The organism is Erythrobacter sp. S227 (genome assembly GCF_057364925.1).
Genome location: NZ_CP200280.1, coordinates 2694862 through 2711213 on the forward strand (window position 1 = coordinate 2694862; position 16352 = coordinate 2711213).

Here is a 16352-nt window from a genome sequence, read left to right on the forward strand (position 1 = left end):
CAACAAATCAATAAGCTTGAACATAGATTTTTTAATCCCCACGCTCCTCCAATTCCTTCCCGCTAAGCGTCACCACATGCAGCACATTGGTCGAGCCCGGCGTTCCAAACGGCACACCGGCCAGCACAATCTGCTTTGACCCCGGTTCGCCAAAGCCATGGCGAAGGGCCATGCGTTTGCCTTTGGCGATCATCTCTTCAAAGCTGCCGATGTCCTTTGTCACCACAGCATGCGCGCCCCATAACAGGGCGACGCGCCGCGCTGTCCTGACGCTTGGGGTAAGGACGAGTACGGGCGTATCGGGCCGCTCTCGCGAAACGCGGCGCGCGGTGGAGCCCGACGAGGTGAAGACGGTGATCGCGCTGATCGGCACGGTGTCGGCAATGGTCATGCAGGAGTGCGCAAGCGCATCCGACGTCGTCGCATCAGGCTGCGTCTCCAGCAGGCGCACCCGCTCTTTATAGCCTTCGTCGTTTTCGATCTGCAGAGCGATTGCATTCATCATCGCCACCGATTCCTCGGGCCAGTCACCCGCCGCGCTTTCAGCAGAGAGCATCACCGCATCCGCCCCGTCATAGACCGCATTGGCAACGTCCGAGACTTCGGCGCGGGTCGGTATCGGGCTTTCGATCATGCTTTCCAGCATCTGTGTCGCCACAATCACCGGCTTCCCCGCACGCCGTGTCGCATTGACGATCTTCTTTTGAAGCGGCGGCACTTCGTAAGGCTCAAGCTCGACACCCAAATCGCCGCGCGCCACCATAATGCCGTCGGCCATATCGATGATGTCGGCCAGGCGATTGACCGCCATGGGTTTTTCAATCTTGGCAAGGAGGGCGGTGTTGCGGCCCTTATGCTCGGCGATAAGTTTGCGCGCCTCGGCCATGTCTTCGGGGCGTTGCACGAAAGAAAGCGCGATCCAGTCTGCGCCGTGCTGGACGGCAAAGGCCAGATCCTTGCGGTCTTTATCGGTAAGGGCAGGGATCGGTATCTCGGCATCGGGGACGTTCACGCCCTTGCGGTCTGAGATGACCCCGCCGACTTCGGCTGAACAGAAGATCCGGTCCTTGTCCGCCTCTTTCACCACCAGCTTGATTTTGCCGTCATTGATCAGCAGACGCTGCCCGCGCTCCATAATGCCGAACAATTCAGGGTGGGGCAGACAAACGCGGGTTTCGTCACCCGGCGTTGGGTCGCGGTCCAATGTGAAATGGCCCGAATGGCGGATGACGGCGCGCCCTTCGGCAAACTCGCCAACGCGCAGCTTGGGCCCCTGAAGGTCGGCCAGAATTGCAATCGGGCGGGCAAATTCCTTCTCCAGATCGCGGATTGCCTTGATCGCCTCTGCGTGATCGTCATGGGTCCCGTGGCTCATATTCACCCGGAAAGCATCCGCGCCCGCTTTGAACAGTTTGCGCAGCATTTCCGGCGAGCGGCTGGCAGGGCCGATAGTGGCCAGAATCTTGACCTTGCGCCCCCGAGGGCCAATCCTTGGGTCGATTTTGGGGTCGATCCGAGTGTTGTCGCTTTTTGTCATGGCGCTGCTGATCCCTTTGGCCCATCACGTAATACGTTTGCTATGACACAGCCATATTGCAACTCAAGGAAAAGCCCGCATGAATACGAATACTCCCTCCGATCTTGACCAATTGGACGATGCCGTTGCTGCTGCGGCGTTCAGGCGTCTGGTGAGCCATCTCCAATATCGCCACGATGCGCAAAATATCGAGCTCATGGGCCTTGCCGGATTTTGCCGCAATTGCCTGGCGGACTGGATTCGCGATGCCGGTTTTGAAGGGGACAAGGCGGCTGCGCGCGAGCTTATTCACGGAATGCCGATGGATGAGTGGAAAGCGACCCGGCAAAAGCCGGCGACCGATGAACAATTGGCGGCGATGGAAGCCAGCATCGCTCTCAACAAGCGGGAGTGATCCACCTCAAGAGTTGTCCAGCTTTCCAGCGCTCTCCAGATGGTAGAGCTCGACCTCGCCGTATTTTTTGGGAAGCAATACGCGGCCAACGGATGTGAATTTGCACTCGTGGCAATTGTCCATGAGGAGCGCTGCAGCGAAGCTTTCGGTGCAATAGACCCCGCCTACTGGCGTCACCGGTTCGATCCGCGCGGTGCGATTGACCTCGCCGCCGTACCATAGACGGTTGCCGGTGATCCGGTCGGTGCCAACCCAGATCGGGCCATAGTGCACGCCAATACGCATCCCGGCGACCGCGCCCGAAGGGACAAGCCCGCGCGGAATATCATTAAGGGCGTCCTGCAAAGCGAGCGCGATTGCGGCGGCTTTTTTGGGCTGATCGACGACCGCATAAACCGCATCGCCCCATGTATTGCGAAACTCCACATGGTCGCCGTGGTCGTGGAGCACCTGCCCGATGCGCCCCATGATGACATGCATGAATTCGGGCAGTTCGCGTTCGCCAAGGCGCGAGAAACCTTTGTAATCGGCAAAGATGATAGAGCGGATTTCGCGCTTGGTCCCGTCGCCGATCTTGCCCCTTTTGGGAAAGCGCAGGTTTCGCGGCACATTGCCGGCAGGGATCGTGATGGTTCGCCTGCCCAGATCCTGCCACAGCTTCATATCCGCCTTTGTCCCGGCAATCCCGGTGGAGGAGAAGCTTGCAAATTCGTTGGAAACAACCGCGATTTGGTATGCTTCACATTTGCGCTTTTCGGCGCGCAATAGCGCCAGACCCATGGCGTAAAGCGTGTTGTAGGCGAATTGATTGTCGTCACCGACATAATCGCTAGGCGTTGCAAAGTTGATCGTTTTGGCAGCGTTGCGGCAGGCGTAATACCGCTCTGCCCAATCATGTCCGCCAGATGTTACGCTTTCATCGATGAAGTCTTCTTCGGCAAAGGGCAGGACGACATTGAGCTCCGCCCCGCGTTTTAACAGCTCTTCGGCAATCACAATGTCCGCGCCGCAAGCGAGCGGTCCGTATCCGACCGTGACATCCAGTTCATCAAGGTGGTTGCTGATGCGCTGCGCAAGGGAGATTTCGGCATCGCTTCCGGCATTGAACATATGGCCGCAAAACACGACGACATTGCCGTTTGCGCCGGTTTCGGACGGGACAACTTCCAATTCGTCAGGGGTCATGCAAGCCTCTCCTGAGCGCGCGCAGCCCCAATCGCTTTTACTCGTTCGACCACTGGCTCACCCCCCTTCGCCTGTATCATCTGCGCGTCAGGTGCGTATCATGTGCGCACCCAACGGTGCCGCGACCCTACAATATCGGCGTCCTCGCGCAAGTTGTGGGTAGATCGGTGGAGAATAAACAGACACAAGCTGCAAGCCTTCGCGTCTCCTGTTAGAGGAGCGCCAACTGTTTAACCGATTCTTTTGGAGAACCCCCGACGATGGCCGAAGCCACCGATGACCGCCTGCGCTTGTTGATTGAGCGGATTGAACGCCTTGAAGAAGAGAAAAAAGGCATCGCCGATGATATTCGCGATGTTTATGCCGAGGCAAAAGCGGTGGGCTATGACACCAAGATCATGCGCCAGGTCATCAAGCTTCGCAAAATGAAGCCGGATGAGCGTTCCGAGCAGGACATGGTGCTTGAAACCTACAAGTCTGCGCTTGGCATGATGTGATCGCTGTATCCGGCGGCGATACCCGCCATTGAATTCCCGTATTTGCGTGTTATTTGGATAACACACCTCATAAGGGAGAATGATCAATGGCCGGACCATGGAAAGACGCGCGCGGCGTGCTTGTCACCACCACACCCACGGTGGAGGGGCACCCGATTCAGGAATATTGCGGTATTGTCGTTGGCGAAGTGATCGTTGGCGCAAACCTGTTTCGCGATCTGTTTGCCAATATCCGTGACATCGTAGGCGGCCGCTCGGGCAGCTATGAGCGCATCCTGAAGCAAGCACGCGACGAGGCGATTGCCGAATTGCAGGCAGAAGCCGCGTCCAAAGGCGCAAATGCGGTCGTAGCGATTGACCTTGATTACGAGGTGGTCGGCGACACGGGCTCGATGCTGATGGTCTCGGCCAGCGGGACCGCGGTTAAGATTTAGGCTCTGGCCGAGCGGGAAGCTTGCATCTGGCGGCCTCTGTGCTGATTGCAATGGCGACAAGCAGCGGCGAGGTTTTTCTGTCTGCTCGATCCGCCGTCAGCAAGAGGTCTCAAATGCTCGATGGTTGCTTCCAACGGAGAGCCCTTTGGACCGAAAACACGCACACAGTAATAGCAGCGATGTTTTTGTCTGACGATCAGGTTTTGCCTTACTCGGCGCCTTCTTTTGTAATCCATAAGGTCACCTTGGCACGTAACCTAGCAAGCAGGAAAACAGATAGTGGGGCTTCCTAACCCATCTGCCCTGCCAAGGCTGCAATCGCAACCGCTGTTCCATTGTGCGCTGCGTGCAGAGCAATTGCGGCCCAGAGCGCAAAGCGCACCCGCACATATCCCAGCATCATTCCCAGAATGAACTGCGGCAGGACCAGCGGCAGAAGGATCGCAAGCGAGCCTTCATCAAAGTTCCAAAGGTGGACCAGCGCGAAGGCGAGGGTTGAGAACCAGAAGAACAGCGGGAAACTCCGCGCAAACCACCCCATCGCCGGCTTTTTGCGAAGCGCGAACAGCGCGATCGCCGCTGCGACGATACCTGCAAGGCCGATCGCTGCGCCTCCGGCAGGCGTGGATGTGTGGAGCAGCACCGCCCCCATCACGCCCACTCCCAAAAGGAGTAGTGCCAGAACCGGGCCCGGCCTGCCTGAAAGCCAGCCTCGAAAGGCGATCTCTTCCATAACCGGTGCACCGACCACCACTGCGAAAATGATCCCCGGCGTAAACTCCATACCCGCAAGCGCGGTTTCGGGGATGTAGACGCCCGCCGCGATCAACGCGCTGGCAAGGCCGATCAAAACCGCCATCGCCGCAATATCGAGGGCATATATGCGTGCAAGCACTGTAAAAGCGCCCGCATTCTGGGTGCCGACGTCAAGGGTAGGACGCTTCAGGAATGCGCCAAAGCGCCGCCATTCATCCAAAAGGGTCGGGGCCGGTGCCGCAAGGGCGGCATCACGCGTCCCATCGCCAAAAGTGGCCTCGATTTCGGCCGCGTTGATAGGGCCAGAGTTGGGGCCGGAGATGGGGCCGGAGTTGGGGCCAGAGATGGGGCCAGAGATGGGGGTTGTCGTCATGTCGCTCATGGGGCTAATGCATGCCCACTAATTCACGCTTAAAACAGCGCAAAAAACGCAAACCGACCAAATCTTTGGCAAAAAGAGTTTCCAATGGCAGGCCATTCCAAATTCAAGAATATCATGCACCGCAAGGGCGCGCAGGACAAAAAGCGCTCTAACCTGTTTTCCAAATTGAGCCGCGAAATCACGGTTGCTGCCAAAATGGGCACGCCTGATCCCGATATGAACCCGCGCCTGCGCCTCGCGATCAACACCGCCAAAGCGCAATCCATGCCCAAGGACAACATCCAGCGCGCGATTGACAAGGCCGCAGCAGCCGATGGCGAGAATTACGAAGAGGTCCGTTACGAAGGCTATGGCCCGGGCGGCAGCGCGATCATCGTTGAAACGCTGACCGACAACCGCAACCGCACTGCTACGGCTGTTCGCACAGCCTTCTCCAAGAACGGCGGAAACCTTGGCACAGAGGGCTCTGTTGCTCACGGGTTTGAACGCGTTGGAATGATCGAATATCCGGCAGAAGCAGGCGATGAGGACACCGTACTCGAAGCGGCAATGGAAGCAGGCGCGGACGACATCGAATCGTCTGAAGATGGCCACACCATCTGGACCGCGCCCGAAGAACTGCACGGCGTATCGTCAGAGCTTGAGAAGGCTCTGGGCGAAGCAAAAGAAGTCAAACTTGCGTGGAAGCCGAACCTCACTGTCGAGATGGACGAGAAAGGCGCTGGCACGCTTCTGAAACTCATCGATACGCTTGATGACGATGACGACGTGCAAACCGTCTGGGGCAATTACGAAATCAGCGATGAAGTGATGGATAAACTCGACGTTTGAAGAAGCTCGAACTGCTTTTTCTAACCGCGCTGCTGACGGCGTTTGCGCTCGCGATTGCGTGGCGGCTTGGATTTATGGTGGGGCTTTGAATGGTAATTTTGGGCCTCGATCCATCGCTAACCTGCACAGGCTGGGGCGTTGTTCGCAGCGAGGGCTCGCGTCTGATCCATATTGCCAACGGCCAGATCAAAACGAATGCCAAGGCCCCGATGGCCGAACGCTTGGCGTTGCTACATAGAGGGATTGTGGAGGTTGTCGCTACGCACAACCCCGACCGCGCGGCGTGCGAGGAGGTGTTCGTCAATGAAAACCCCAAATCCACTCTGAAGCTTGCGCAAGCGCGCGGATGCATCCTTGCCGCTTGCGGGGGCGCATCGCTTCACGTCAATGAACACGCAGCGCGGCTGGTGAAAAAAGCGGTTGTAGGGACCGGCGGCGCGGATAAAGCGCAGGTGCAGGCTATGATCAAAGTGCTTTTGCCCGGCGCAAAAGTGGCCGGTGCAGATGCCGCAGATGCCTTAGCGGTCGCGATTGCAGATGCGCATTTGGGCGCGCAATCAGGACGGGTTTAGACGCCCGCGGACTGGAAGCCGTCGTCTTCATCCTCGTCATCGAACAAGACGTCCGAGGATTTGGCAATAAATACGGTTGCCCACGTCCCGAAAATGGCAGCGAGGATGAAATATGCCGGAGCGCTCGCGCCCAGTTTCTCGCCTTCAGCGGCGCGACCTTGACCAGGCTGCGATTCAGCTGACGCGTAGACAGTCGCATTGTCACCGGCGCGCGTGCCTGCAGAGGCTGCGACAGGGGCAAAGCTGAGCGCAGCAGCGCCAGCGGTAAGAGCGAGTTTTGCCAGAGCGGATTTAAAAGGCGTTTTGGTCATGGTCATCCTACAAGGTTCAACCTCGCCTTAAGGACAAACACTAAAGGGTCCGTTAAGCCTGATGGCGCAATCCGGGAACGGGCGAGAGGCGCGGGCGCGATTGTGTGACAATTTGTCACTGTTTTCCGAGGGAAGCTTGGGGTAGAGGACCCGCATTCCGGCATTCTCATTGCGTCAAGGACTGGCCCCCACGATGACCATTCAATTCTACGGCATCCCCAATTGCGACACCGTCAAGAAGGCGCGAAAGTGGCTCGATGCAAACGGGCTCGACTACGAATTTCACGACTATAAGAAAGAGGGCGCTGAGGCCGGTAAAGTCGCCTCGTGGATCGCTGATAAGGGCGTTGATGTCGTGCTCAACAAACGCGGCACCACCTTTCGCAAATTGTCCGATGCTGAAAAGACGGAGGCAGCTGACAGTAACAAAGTCGTAGCCTTGCTTGTTCAGCACCCCTCCATGATCAAACGCCCAGTGGTAGAGCATGCAAATGGCATCCTCGTGGGTTTCAAGGAAGATGAATGGTCCGCTTGTTTTTTGTGAGTGCAGCTGCTGCGCTGCTTACGGTTCCCGCTCCCATTATGGCTCAAGATGATCCCCTGATAATCGCTCACAGAGGCGCAAGCGGCGACCGGCCCGAACACACTCTTGCCGCTTACGAGCTGGCGATTGATCAGGGTGCCGATTTTATTGAGCCGGACCTTGTGGTGACGAAGGATCTGGAGCTTGTCTCTCGCCATGAGAACGAGCTTTCGGGCACGACCGATGTGGCAGGCCGCGAAGAATTTGAACATTTGCGCCGCGAGAAGACCATCGACGGGCAGCGCGTGGCCGGATGGTTTGCCGAGGATTTTACGCTCGAAGAATTGCGCACTCTTCGCGCCAAGGAACGCGTGCCCGCAAGCCGCCCTGCGAACACGCGCTTCAACGGTCTTTATCAGGTTCCAACCTTTGAAGAGATCGTCAAGCTGGTCCGCGCAAAAGAGGCCGAGACGGGCCGCAAAATCGGTCTTTACCCCGAGCTTAAACACCCCAATTTCATGCTCGAGGTTGAAGGCATCGACATGGTCGATCTGGTCCTTCGCGAACTGCGTGACCTTGGGATTGGTCCTGAAGACCCGATATTCATCCAATGCTTTGAAGTGGGAACTTTGCGCCGCCTGAACCAGCGCAGCGATTATAAGCTTGTGCAATTGATCCACCCTGAAGGTGGCCCGGTGGACGAGCCCGAGATGCGCTATGCCGAGATGATTACGCCCAGCGGGTTGGAAGAGCTTGCGACCTATGTTGACGGGATTGGGCCATGGCTTGGCTATGTGCTCGACCCGCAGACCATGGCGCAAACATCATTGGTGGCCGATGCGCAAAGGCTTGGCTTGAAGGTTCACCCGTGGACCTTGCGCAAGGAAAACGGGTTTCTCCCCGAAAGCTTGCAGAACGAAGGCGGGCCTTCGGCAGATGGCAAATGGCGGATGCTATGGACAGCAGCGCTTGCGAGCGGTGCGGACGGGTTCTTTACCGATAATGTGAAAGAGTTTGTCGCTCTCTCGGAGAAAGAGGATGGCCAATAAGGCAGGCCTTCTCGCAGGCATTCCCCGCGACAAGCCGATCATCGTGTTTGACGGCGTGTGCGTGTTGTGCACGGCGAACGCGCGCTTTGTTCTGAACCATGATCGTCAGGGCCGGTTTCGGCTGGCTGCCATGCAGGACGCGGCGGGCGCTGCGATCATGGTTCACGCGGGGCTTGATCCCGATGATCCCACAAGCTTTATCATACTCGATGCTGAGAGTGAGGGCGGGCGCATCTGGATGAACAGCGATGCGGTGCTGCATATGTGGTCGCAGCTTGGGCTTCCGTGGCGCGCAGCGGTGATTTTCCGCATCGTCCCACGCTTTCTTCGCGATCCCGTCTACAAGCTCATCGCGCGCAATCGCTACAAATGGTTTGGCAAGAGAGACGAATGTTGGGCGCCAAGCCCCGAGCAAGCCGCGCGTATCTTGTAGCAGAATTGTCATGCTGAACTTGTTTCAGCATAACCCTTTGAGCTTGGTGGCCGGGTCGACGTGTTATCCTGAATCAAGTTCAGGATGACGAGGGAGGTCGGACTAACGCTTCAGCCGAGCACTCAAAATGTAATTGAGCGCCTCGTCATCGGACAGGTGCAGTCCTTTGCCCGGACGCCATGCAATCCCGCGCCGCTCTGTCACTTCAAAGCCGAGCTCTGCGAGGAGCTCTTCCAGTTCCTCCGGCGTGATGAAATCTTCCCAATGGTGCGTGCCTTTGGGGACATATCCCACCGCCTCTGCCGCGCCGACAAGCAGCACGCGCGAGGCAGCCGTGCGGTTGGGGGTGGAGAGCACGAGCAATCCGTCCGGTGCCAGCCGGTCCGCCACATCGCGCAGGAACGCGCGTTTGTCCGCGACATGTTCGACCACCTCAAGGCTGGTAACCAGATCAAAGGTGCCAATATCGAGCGATGCGACCTCTCCCGCGATATAGCGGATGTCGAGCCCGCCTGCCTCGGCATGCGCGCTGGCGGCCTGGACGTTGTCGGATGCCGCATCGACGCCGGTCACTGCTGCGCCAAGCCGGGAAAGCGGTTCGCACACCAGCCCCGCACCGCAGCCGATATCAAGCGCGGTCTTGCCCGCGAGCGGCCTGATCCCGCGGGTGTCAGTGCCAAAATGTGCATCAACCGCTGAACGGATGAAGGCAAGGCGCACCGGGTTCACCTGATGCAGGCTCGCCATTTTTCCCTTCGGGTTCCACCAGTCTTTTGCAAGATCAGCAAAGAAGGCGGCCTCTTCGGGACGGATTGTTACGTCAGATGTGTTTGCGTTTCCCATAGACCCTCGTTAGCAGCGCGAACGAAACTTAACTAGCGGGAGCTTCATGGGCTTGGCCGAAAAAAAGCAAAGAATTGTGATGAAGTTTGGCGGGACCTCGATGGCGGGGACCGAGCGGATTCGCCGCGTCGCCAATATCGTTCGCGCACAGGCCGCAAACAACTCCGAGGTCGCCGTTGTCGTCAGCGCGATGGCGGGCGAAACCGATCGCCTCGTCAATTTCTGCCGCGAAGCCAATGCGCTTTATGATCCGGCGGAATATGACGTTGTTGTATCGAGCGGCGAACAAGTGACCAGCGGGCTGCTGGCCCTGACCCTGCAATCGCTGGGCTGTAAAGCGCGCAGCTGGCTTGGCTGGCAAATGCCGATGAAAACGGTTGAGGCCCACTCAAAGGCACGTGTCTCTACCATCGATGCCCCCGATATGATCGCCAGCATGGAAAGCGGCGAAATCGCCGTGTGTCCCGGGTTTCAGGGTATTTCGGATGAAGGCCGGGTGACGACGCTTGGCCGCGGGGGGTCTGATACGTCGGCGGTCGCTGTGGCGGCGGCGGTGAAAGCGGACCGCTGCGACATTTATACCGATGTGGACGGGGTTTACACCACCGACCCGCGCATCGTGGCGAAAGCGCGCAAGCTCAAAGCGGTCACTTATGAGGAGATGCTGGAGCTTGCGAGCGTGGGCGCAAAGGTCCTTCAGACCCGCTCTGTGGGACTTGCAATGAAAGCGGGCGTGCGCCTTCAGGTGCTCTCCAGCTTTGTAGGGGATGACGCCGTTCCCGCTGATGAACTGCCCGGCACATTGATCGTGTCGGATGAAGAAATGGAACTCATGGTCGAAAGGGGCGAAATGGAACGCCAACTTGTAACCGGTATCGCGCACGACAAGAACGAAGCGAAAGTGACGCTGACCCGCGTGCCCGATAAGCCCGGCGCTGTGGCCGATATCTTTGCCCCGCTCGCGGATGCGTCGATCAATGTCGATATGATTATTCAGAACGTCGGCCGCGACAAAGGCGAGACCGACGTGACCTTCACCGTGCCGGGCGCTGACCTTGCCCGTACACAGGCGCTTTTGGATGACCGGCGCGAAGACATCGGTTTCAACCGCATCATCACAGACAGCAAAGTGGCCAAGATTTCCGTGGTGGGCGTCGGCATGAAAAGCCACGCCGGCGTTGCCAGCACCATGTTCAGCGCGCTGTCTGATCGCGGCATCAACATTCAGGCAATCTCGACCTCCGAAATCAAGGTCAGCGTGCTGATTGATGAAGACGAAACCGAACTTGCCGTGCGTGTGCTTCACACAGCTTACGGCCTCGACGCCGCCGACTAACCGCTAATCTTGCAAGCTCATTTCAACGCTTGGTCGCACACAGGTGCGGTCCGGCGCGATTAACCTTGTTTGCTAACTCCGTCTTTACCTTTTTGACCGGACTTTGAGGCTCTCACACAGGAGCCTTACCTAATGGCGTTGAAAGCCCACCTCGAAGTTATCGAACGCACCCAAGGCGTCACTGCGGATGGTCGCAGATACCCCCGCCGCGCGCTGAAATTTCAGACCGAGGCTGTTTCCCAAGGCGGCGCTCCTGCCAATGTGACGATCCACAATCTGTCCGCTGCGGGCCTTCTGATCGAAACAGACCTGGAGCTCATTCCCGGCGAGCGGTTGGCCATCGGCCTGCCTGATGTGGGGCCGGTGGGCGCAGAGATCGTTTGGGTGAGCGAGCGTTTGTATGGCTGCGCCTTTGAGCAGGCCCTTGGCGAAGCGGCCCTTTCCGCCACCGAGCTGCGATCAGAGCCACGCGAGGCTGGCCCGGCGTCTGGCTCTGCTTCTGGACCTGCGTCTGGTGCTGCTGGGCAGACGACTGCCCCTGCATTTGGGCGGGCCTCCAAAGGTGCCCAGTTCGGGGTCCAGCTCAATCGCCTGCGCCGCGAACGTTCGATGACCCTTGAACAGGTCGCAAACGCTTTGGGTGTGAGCAAACCGACCGTTTGGGCATGGGAAAAAGGCAAGGCACGGCCATTGCCCGAGAGGATCGCGGGAATCGCCGAAGTGCTTGGCGTTTCCGAAGCCGAGCTTTCCGGTTCTGCCAGCCAAAGCAAGAGTGAAAACCTCGTAGAGGAATGTCGCTTAAGTATCGCTTCGGAATATGCCGTCGATCCCGGATGTGTTCATATCATGATCGAAATTTGAGGCGATCTTGAGTCGCCGAGGTTTCGAAAAAACTCTTTGTCTGGTCAGATTATGGTAAACAGCGGAAGCAATGATTCGTTATTTAGTTCAGTGACTTAACCCAAACTAACGGGCTTTTGGCCTTATCGATTGAAACATCACGATGTTTCGCCAAAGGGCCCCTCGGGGCGTTAGTTTACGAGCTACCTGGATTGACAGCGGATCGCGCGGGGCGGTTGTTTAAAACTAGGGGCTTATTGCATGAAATTGCATATACAGAACCGTGTCGACCACACTTCGGTTGGTCGAACACGTGATCGTGCGGACGGTATCTTTGTCCGGCTTGATACGGCAGGATTTTTCATTGACGCATCGGTAAATGTGGCGCGCCTCGGGATTGATCTCGATGCGATGCTGGTAATGCCGCATGTGACCGATTTCGTTGCACCGGATTACCAGTCCAAGGTGACGCGGTACTTTGATGAGGTGGTCGCAGAAGGGTCCAGCGTCCGCAGTGTGCGGTTTCCGGTCAATGCGATGCTATCGCGCGATATCGGCGAGGCTGACGAGGTGCCCGCGCTCCGCATTGGCGAGTGCGAGAACCGGGATTGGTACGACCTCACCCTGACGCGTCTGGACAATGATGACGGCGAATTGGCAGGGGTGCTGGGGACACTGCAGATCGTGCAGGAGCGCGCTCAAATTGCAGACATCAAACCGGCGCCAAAACCGGTCGCAACTTCCAATGATCCTTTCACTGGCCTTGCTGACCGGCGTGCATTTGTCCGCGAGCTTACCGGCGGTATCGCCATGAATAAAAGCGCCAGCGTTGCGATCCTCGCGATTGACGGCATGCGCGCGATTTTCATGCAATATGGACAGGCGACCGCTGACGAGATCCGGTGGGGATTTGCCCGCTTTCTCGAAGCAATGGCTGAACCGCATTTTACGATCGCACAGATTGATGACGAACGCTTTGGGGTAATTTTGCCCGCCAGGGGCACGGCACAAGCGAAGGAATGGGCGCGCGAAACGCTTCGGATATTCGCAGGGCTGGCGATGCCGGACGCTGGTGGAAAGCCCGACCTGAGCGCGAGTGCAGGCGTTGCGCGACTGGACCTGAGTGCGGAATGGACCATCCGCCAGGCGGAGCTGGGCCTGGTCATGGCGCGCGCGGCCGGAGGGATGCAGGCGGCGATTTGCCGACCGCAATCGACTTTCTCAAGCGGTCGCTCGGTAGAGCGCGCAATCGAGGCGGTGGTAGAGCGCGCAGCAAGACGCGCCTCTTAAAGTAACGACCCCGGCGTTGCGCTTATCCGAGCCGCTTGGAGGTAGCGGTACCTTGGGCTAAGCCATCGTCATGTCACACACCGTCACCCCATGCACCGGCACTATCCTCCTTCTTGGTTCAGGCGAACTGGGCCGCGAATTTGTCATTTCAGCCAAGCGCTTGGGCGCGCGCGTGATCGCCTGCGATGCCTATGACGATGCCCCCGCCATGCAAGTTGCCGATGCGCGCGAGGTCTTCTCGATGCTTGATGGCGCGGCGTTGCGCGCTGCCGCCGAAAAGCACCGCCCCGATTGTATCGTCCCCGAGATCGAGGCGATCCGCACCGAGGTTCTGAGCGAGCTCGAGGGCGAGGGCTTTAACGTGGTACCCTCCGCGCGTGCGGCGCAGCTGACCATGAACCGCGATGCCATCCGTGATCTGGCGGCGGGTGAGCTTGGCCTCATCACATCGCGCTATCGCTATGCGACCAGCCTTGAGGAAGTGCGCGCCGCAGCCGACCACTCGGGCTTCCCTTGCGTGATCAAGCCGGTGATGTCGTCATCGGGTAAGGGCCAGAGCAAGGTCGATAACGCCGGGGGTCTAGAAGAAGCGTGGGATTATGCTTGCGCCAATATGCGCGGTGACCGGGCGCGCGTGATCGTCGAGGAGTTTATCGCCTTTGACTATGAAATCACGCTGCTGACTGTTCGCCATGCCGGAAAAGATGGAAGGGGCGGCATCAGTTTCTGCCCTCCCATCGGCCACAGGCAAGAACGTGGTGATTATCAGGAAAGCTGGCAACCCGCAGCAATGTCGCAAGACGCAATTGCCAAGGCGCAAGAGATGGCGGTCAAAGTCGTCGAGGCGCTTCAAGGGGATGGCAAAGGCTGGGGCCTGTTCGGGGTCGAGTTCTTCGTTCGCGGCGATGACGTAATCTTTTCAGAGCTCTCGCCCCGCCCCCACGACACCGGCATGGTCACCCTCGCAAGCCAGGATCTGACCGAATTCGACCTCCACGCCCGTGCCATCCTTGGCCTGCCCGTGCCAGCGACCATCCACGCCCGCCCGTCCGCTTCCGCCGTGATCCTTGCAGAACGCGATAGCGAGGACTTCGGCTTTGAAGGGGTGGATGCAGCGCTCGCTGTCCATGACACCGCCGATGTCCGCATTTTCGGAAAGCCCGCCACGCGCCCCTATCGCCGCATGGCTGTTGCGCTGGCCAAGGGTCAGGATACAGGCGAAGCGCGCGAGCTGGCTGCCGCTACGGCACGCAAGGTGCGCATTGTGTATCACGATTGATCTTTGCGCGGGCGCCGCTTAAGCGAGCGTTCCTATGACCAAATATTCAAAAACTGCTGCCATGATGCAGCGCGGTACGGACTTCCTCGGCTGTGAAACCGCGATCATGTGCGGCGCGATGAGCTGGGTGTCCGAGCGCAATCTGGTGTCCGCAATTTCAAACGCTGGCGGCTTTGGCGTGATTGCCTGCGGGGCAATGACGCCTGACCTGCTTGATGCTGAAATCGCGGCGACCAAAGCGATGACGGACAAGCCCTTTGGCGTGAACCTCATCACCATGCACCCGCAGCTCTTCGATTTGATTGAGGTCTGCAAGAAATACGCGGTGAGCCATGTGGTGCTCGCAGGCGGCATCCCTCCCAAAGGCTCGGTCGAAGCGATCAAGGCGTTTGGCGGCAAGGTCATCGTCTTTGCGCCCACACTGGCACTCGCGAAAAAGCTGCTGCGCTCCGGCGGTGATGCTCTGGTGATTGAAGGTATGGAAGCAGGCGGCCACATCGGTCCGGTTGCCACCAGTGTCCTTGCACAAGAATTCCTCCCCGCCTTGGCCGAAGACCATGTTGTCTTTGTCGCAGGCGGCATTGGCCGAGGCGAGGCGATTGCGAGCTATCTCGAAATGGGCGCTTGCGGAGTTCAATTGGGCACCCGCTTTGCCTGCGCAGCAGAGAGCATTGCGCACCCGGACTTCAAGAAAGCATTCTTCCGCGCCAAGGCCCGCGATGCAGAGGCCAGCGTTCAGGTCGACCCGCGCCTGCCGGTGATCCCCGTGCGTGCGCTCAAGAACAAGGGCACCGAAGAATTCACCAAAAAGCAGATCGAAGTTGCCGGAATGCTCGACCGCGAAGAGGTCGATATGGGCGAAGCGCAGCTTGAGATTGAACACTTCTGGGCTGGCGCCCTTCGCCGCGCAGTTGTCGATGGCGACGTTGAAAACGGTTCGATCATGGCGGGCCAATCGGTCGGCATGGTCACCAAGGAAGAGCCTGCCGCTGACATCATCACCGAGCTGATGGAGCAGTGCGAAACGGCTCTTACAGGAAGGTAAATTGCGCCCATGAGTGACGACCAACCCCAGGAATTCCCGCTGCCCAACGCATCGACCGACCTTTCCGGCAGCGTGGCCTTGGTCACCGGTGCATCGTCAGGATTCGGCGAGCGTTTCGCCCGCGTGCTCGCCAGCCAAGGCGCGGCTGTGGCGCTATGCGCGCGGCGTGTCGACCGGCTTGAGGCTTTGGCCGAAGAGATCAATGCAAGCGGCGGCAAAGCGGTCGCCATCGCCATGGACGCAACCGATGCGGACGCTCTGATCAACGCGGTTGAGACCGCTGAGCGCGAGCTTGGCCTTGTCGATATCCTCATCAACAATGCTGGCATTCCCGATGCGCAGCGCGCGCATAAGATGGAGTTGGAACTCATCGACCGCGTGCTGGGCGTGAACCTTCGTGCGCCGTGGATCCTCTCATGCGAAGTGGCGCGAAGGCTGCTTGCGGCCAAGAAGCCGGGGCGCATCGTCAACATCTCCTCAACCGCGCACTATCGCTACGATGGCGGCGGGGCGGCGCTTTACGCGACCACCAAAACCGCGCTTGCCCGCATGACCGAAACGCTCAGCGTCGAATGGTCCTATGCCAATATCAACGTCAACGCGATTTGCCCGGGCATGTTCGTGACCGAGATGACCGATGGCATGTTTGAACGCATTGGCGACCCGCGCCCGATGCTGGCTCGCAAACGTGTGCCGGTTCCAGCGCAGATGGATTCAACGCTGCTCTATTTGGTGAGCCCGTCGAGCGAATGCGTGACCGGCGCTGTCATCAAGGTCGACGACGGCCAGTCCGCTCGCATGAAGATGTGATTGCA

The 16352-nt window shown here is 58.7% G+C and carries 20 protein-coding genes; 14 read left to right on the top strand and 6 right to left on the bottom strand.

The features are described from left to right. Positions 1-31: 31 nt before the first annotated feature. Positions 32-1537, bottom strand: a complete 1506-nt coding sequence (gene pyk / locus AC0V6Q_RS12810; RefSeq protein ID WP_486168764.1) for a pyruvate kinase — start codon at positions 1535-1537, stop codon at positions 32-34. 79 nt (positions 1538-1616) lie between these two features. On the opposite strand from pyk, the gene AC0V6Q_RS12815 reads away from it, so the two are divergent. Continuing rightward, positions 1617-1931 carry a DUF1244 domain-containing protein gene (locus AC0V6Q_RS12815; RefSeq protein WP_486168765.1) on the top strand — a complete coding sequence of 105 codons (315 nt, stop codon included), beginning with the start codon at positions 1617-1619 and terminating at the stop codon, positions 1929-1931. Between the two features lie 6 nt (positions 1932-1937). Here the strand turns inward: AC0V6Q_RS12815 and AC0V6Q_RS12820 are convergent, their stop codons facing one another. Continuing rightward, positions 1938-3116, bottom strand: a complete 1179-nt coding sequence (locus AC0V6Q_RS12820) for an adenylate/guanylate cyclase domain-containing protein (protein WP_486168766.1) — start codon at positions 3114-3116, stop codon at positions 1938-1940. Between the two features lie 260 nt (positions 3117-3376). On the opposite strand from AC0V6Q_RS12820, the gene AC0V6Q_RS12825 reads away from it, so the two are divergent. Together AC0V6Q_RS12825 and AC0V6Q_RS12830 are read left to right on the top strand one after the other, a co-directional pair. Beyond that, entirely contained in the window at positions 3377-3613 is a 237-nt protein-coding gene (locus AC0V6Q_RS12825; RefSeq protein ID WP_348159160.1) for a DUF2312 domain-containing protein, read from the top strand. 86 nt (positions 3614-3699) lie between these two features. Beyond that, a complete protein-coding gene (locus tag AC0V6Q_RS12830; RefSeq protein WP_486168767.1) occupies positions 3700-4047 on the top strand; it encodes a heavy metal-binding domain-containing protein in 348 nt (115 codons plus the stop codon). On the opposite strand, the gene AC0V6Q_RS12835 is transcribed toward AC0V6Q_RS12830, so the two are convergent. Then, complete coding sequence (locus AC0V6Q_RS12835; protein ID WP_486168768.1) at positions 4044-4283, bottom strand: HNH endonuclease; 240 nt, start codon at positions 4281-4283, stop codon at positions 4044-4046. The two genes, AC0V6Q_RS12830 and AC0V6Q_RS12835, sit on opposite strands and share 4 nt — an antisense overlap. A gap of 53 nt (positions 4284-4336) precedes the next feature. After that, a complete protein-coding gene (locus AC0V6Q_RS12840) occupies positions 4337-5185 on the bottom strand; it encodes a CPBP family glutamic-type intramembrane protease (protein ID WP_486168769.1) in 849 nt (282 codons plus the stop codon). A gap of 84 nt (positions 5186-5269) precedes the next feature. Between AC0V6Q_RS12840 and AC0V6Q_RS12845 the strand changes: the two genes are divergently transcribed. Then, entirely contained in the window at positions 5270-6016 is a 747-nt protein-coding gene (locus AC0V6Q_RS12845) for a YebC/PmpR family DNA-binding transcriptional regulator (protein ID WP_486168770.1), read from the top strand. An 89-nt stretch (positions 6017-6105) separates the two neighbouring features. After that, on the top strand, positions 6106-6588 hold the full coding sequence (ruvC, locus tag AC0V6Q_RS12850; protein ID WP_486168771.1) for a crossover junction endodeoxyribonuclease RuvC: 483 nt from the start codon (positions 6106-6108) through the stop codon (positions 6586-6588). On the opposite strand, the gene AC0V6Q_RS12855 is transcribed toward ruvC, so the two are convergent. Further along, positions 6585-6899: a hypothetical protein gene (locus AC0V6Q_RS12855; RefSeq protein ID WP_486168772.1), complete on the bottom strand. Its 315-nt coding sequence runs from the start codon at positions 6897-6899 to the stop codon at positions 6585-6587. The genes ruvC and AC0V6Q_RS12855 overlap by 4 nt on opposite strands. A gap of 193 nt (positions 6900-7092) precedes the next feature. Here AC0V6Q_RS12855 and AC0V6Q_RS12860 point away from each other — a divergent pair, with 193 nt between their 5' ends. The 3 genes from AC0V6Q_RS12860 to AC0V6Q_RS12870 are packed head-to-tail and all read left to right on the top strand — an operon-like array spanning position 7093 to position 8904. Next, complete coding sequence (locus tag AC0V6Q_RS12860) at positions 7093-7443, top strand: arsenate reductase (protein WP_486168773.1); 351 nt, start codon at positions 7093-7095, stop codon at positions 7441-7443. Beyond that, a complete protein-coding gene (locus tag AC0V6Q_RS12865; protein WP_486168774.1) occupies positions 7422-8471 on the top strand; it encodes a glycerophosphodiester phosphodiesterase family protein in 1050 nt (349 codons plus the stop codon). Before AC0V6Q_RS12860 ends, AC0V6Q_RS12865 begins: the two co-directional genes overlap by 22 nt. After that, a complete protein-coding gene (locus AC0V6Q_RS12870; protein ID WP_486168775.1) occupies positions 8461-8904 on the top strand; it encodes a thiol-disulfide oxidoreductase DCC family protein in 444 nt (147 codons plus the stop codon). The genes AC0V6Q_RS12865 and AC0V6Q_RS12870 overlap by 11 nt, the downstream gene beginning before the upstream one ends. 102 nt (positions 8905-9006) lie before the next feature. Here AC0V6Q_RS12870 and ubiG read toward each other — a convergent pair whose 3' ends face one another. Next, complete coding sequence (ubiG, locus tag AC0V6Q_RS12875; protein WP_486168776.1) at positions 9007-9747, bottom strand: bifunctional 2-polyprenyl-6-hydroxyphenol methylase/3-demethylubiquinol 3-O-methyltransferase UbiG; 741 nt, start codon at positions 9745-9747, stop codon at positions 9007-9009. A gap of 79 nt (positions 9748-9826) precedes the next feature. On the opposite strand from ubiG, the gene AC0V6Q_RS12880 reads away from it, so the two are divergent. The 6 genes from AC0V6Q_RS12880 to AC0V6Q_RS12905 all read left to right on the top strand — a co-directional run bounded on the left by AC0V6Q_RS12880 (position 9827) and on the right by AC0V6Q_RS12905 (position 16347). Beyond that, the gene (locus AC0V6Q_RS12880; protein WP_486168777.1) at positions 9827-11083 is read left to right on the top strand and encodes an aspartate kinase; all 1257 of its coding nucleotides are present in this window, start codon (positions 9827-9829) and stop codon (positions 11081-11083) included. A gap of 132 nt (positions 11084-11215) precedes the next feature. Further along, complete coding sequence (locus AC0V6Q_RS12885) at positions 11216-11944, top strand: helix-turn-helix domain-containing protein (RefSeq protein ID WP_486168778.1); 729 nt, start codon at positions 11216-11218, stop codon at positions 11942-11944. A gap of 240 nt (positions 11945-12184) precedes the next feature. After that, complete coding sequence (locus AC0V6Q_RS12890) at positions 12185-13213, top strand: GGDEF domain-containing protein (RefSeq protein ID WP_486168779.1); 1029 nt, start codon at positions 12185-12187, stop codon at positions 13211-13213. A 70-nt stretch (positions 13214-13283) separates the two neighbouring features. Next, a complete protein-coding gene (purT, locus tag AC0V6Q_RS12895) occupies positions 13284-14492 on the top strand; it encodes a formate-dependent phosphoribosylglycinamide formyltransferase (protein WP_486168780.1) in 1209 nt (402 codons plus the stop codon). A 34-nt stretch (positions 14493-14526) separates the two neighbouring features. Beyond that, complete coding sequence (locus tag AC0V6Q_RS12900) at positions 14527-15537, top strand: NAD(P)H-dependent flavin oxidoreductase (protein WP_486168781.1); 1011 nt, start codon at positions 14527-14529, stop codon at positions 15535-15537. Between the two features lie 9 nt (positions 15538-15546). Beyond that, complete coding sequence (locus tag AC0V6Q_RS12905; protein ID WP_486168782.1) at positions 15547-16347, top strand: SDR family NAD(P)-dependent oxidoreductase; 801 nt, start codon at positions 15547-15549, stop codon at positions 16345-16347. Positions 16348-16352: the final 5 nt, after the last annotated feature.